The 1745-nt window shown below is 62.5% G+C and carries 2 protein-coding genes; one reads left to right on the top strand and one right to left on the bottom strand.

The genetic code is table 11. The annotated features are described in order from the left end of the window. Nucleotides 1-484: 484 nt before the first annotated feature. Nucleotides 485-1249 (top strand): EAL domain-containing protein, encoded by a 765-nt coding sequence (locus EGM46_RS14470; protein ID WP_046453756.1) that lies wholly within the window; start codon nucleotides 485-487, stop codon nucleotides 1247-1249. 123 nt (nucleotides 1250-1372) lie between these two features. Here the strand turns inward: EGM46_RS14470 and EGM46_RS14475 are convergent, their stop codons facing one another. Further along, the gene (locus EGM46_RS14475) at nucleotides 1373-1672 is read right to left on the bottom strand and encodes a chorismate mutase (RefSeq protein ID WP_046453757.1); all 300 of its coding nucleotides are present in this window, start codon (nucleotides 1670-1672) and stop codon (nucleotides 1373-1375) included. Between the last annotated feature and the right edge of the window lie 73 nt (nucleotides 1673-1745).

The following is a 1745-nucleotide window of genomic DNA, read 5'->3' on the forward strand; positions in this document are numbered from 1 at the left end:
CTACACCACTTTACGGGGCACCACTACCTCGATACCGCATCTCGCTCACAGGGTCGCATCGGCGGCCACCTTGCTGCGAACATTGGATTCGTACGCAGGAGCTTGGGTGAAGTCGCCCGGGGCGCCCTGGCTCTGATCAAGCCTGAGGCAGTCTTTCGCACGGGCAGATCAATCCCCCCTTTATGTGGTCTGCGCCGGGTACGGGGCCCTGCGTTCGGAGGCGGCTTTCCCAGCCCCTCCCGCGGTGCGCGGCGTCCTGTGTCCTCCCCCAAGTAGTACCAGAACGCCGCGCACCGCCCTCACTTCAATCAAGCATTCCGAGCAACAAGCCGTCCGGCTTCACTGCGGCACCGTTAGCAGCTCCCGGAACTGCCGTCACGAAGCGCCATGGACCTTTGCGTCCAAAACAGCTCCGAGACAGGCACGCCATGCGCTGTTCCTGGTATGTATCCCGGCGGTTCCCGAGAGAAAGGGCCTCTCCGAAATGAACGACCTCTTCGCGCGGACATCAGATCATGCCGAACTGCGGAAGGCGATCGAACACGGGGAGCTCCGGCCAGCCCTCCAGCCAATTGCGAGTATGCGATCAGGGGACATCCGCGGGTTCGAGGTCCTAGCCCGATGGACAACCCCGGACGGTCGCCATATCCCGCCGCGGCGGTTCGTGCCCGCCTTCGAGGATGCCGGCCTCCTCGACGTACTCTTGATCAGCTTCCTCGAAACGGTCTGCGGGCATTCCGCGGAACTCCCCGGCAGCTTCTATCTCTCGTTCAACCTGTCACCATCACAGCTCTCGCAACGCGAAATGGCGGAGACCATCCTCCTGGCCATCGAGAAGACGGGATTCAGCCCTGACAGGGTCCAGCTTGAGGTGACCGAACAGATCCTGCCTGAAGGCGAGGCGCAATCCACGTTCCAGCGCCTGCAGAAACATGGCATCAAGATGGCGATGGACGACTTCGGCATCGGCTACTCAAACTTCGCTCGGCTCGTCACGTTGCCGTTCCAGGTGCTTAAGCTCGACGCCCGCCTCACGAAGGGCATCTGTAGCAACCGTAAGCAACAGTCGGTCGTGAAGGCTCTTGCCAGTCTCAGCCAGGATCTCTCCCTGACGACCGTCGCAGAGGGGGTGGAGTGCGGCGAGGATGCTGGCACGCTTCGAGGTCTGGGATGTGATCTCGCACAAGGATGGCACCTCGGACGCCCGAGATCTCTGGCGGCGGTTGCCGCCTGGGCAAAGCGAACCTGACCACAGACACGTCGCGGAGAAGAAACGCCAAGCGGCCCCACATACGCCCACGGCAATCAGTTCAAGAGGTTGCCGCAAAGGGCGATGCAGAGGCGGGTGCCGTCCGACCGGGCCGGAGAACGGCTACTCCGCTCGAGCCCGGTGGATCTCTAGCTCTAGCTCTAGCTCGACGAATCCGGCGATCAGCGCACGGTAGGCCTTCTCAACCACGTCCGGGGAAGCACCAGCCTCCACTGCCAGACCACGAACCTTGCCAATGACCTGCGCTACTCGGTCGGGCGCCCTCACTCCCTCCTCGTCTTTCTTGAGCTTGCCGGCCTCGACAACCCACTGCTGCCGCTCGGCGATCCGAGCAATGATCTGCCGATCCAGGTCATCGATCGCATTGCGAACCTCCGAGAGCGAGGCAACCACATCCGTCATGTTTCAACCCTAGCGACGGCTCGAAATCGGCAACGTGACGGTGATCGTCCCGCCAGGCCTCAGGGGATCTCCT

Origin of the sequence: Leucobacter chromiireducens (assembly GCF_003917135.1) — a bacterium.
Lineage (GTDB): Bacteria > Actinomycetota > Actinomycetes > Actinomycetales > Microbacteriaceae > Leucobacter > Leucobacter chromiireducens_A.

Bases quoted from the DNA above. Each gene is read 5' to 3' on its own strand.
- EGM46_RS14475 (WP_046453757.1), bottom strand. From the start codon at position 1,672: ATGACGGATGTGGTTGCCTCGCTCTCGGAGGTTCGCAATGCGATCGAT.
- EGM46_RS14470 (WP_046453756.1), top strand. From the start codon at position 485: ATGAACGACCTCTTCGCGCGGACATCAGATCATGCCGAACTGCGGAAG.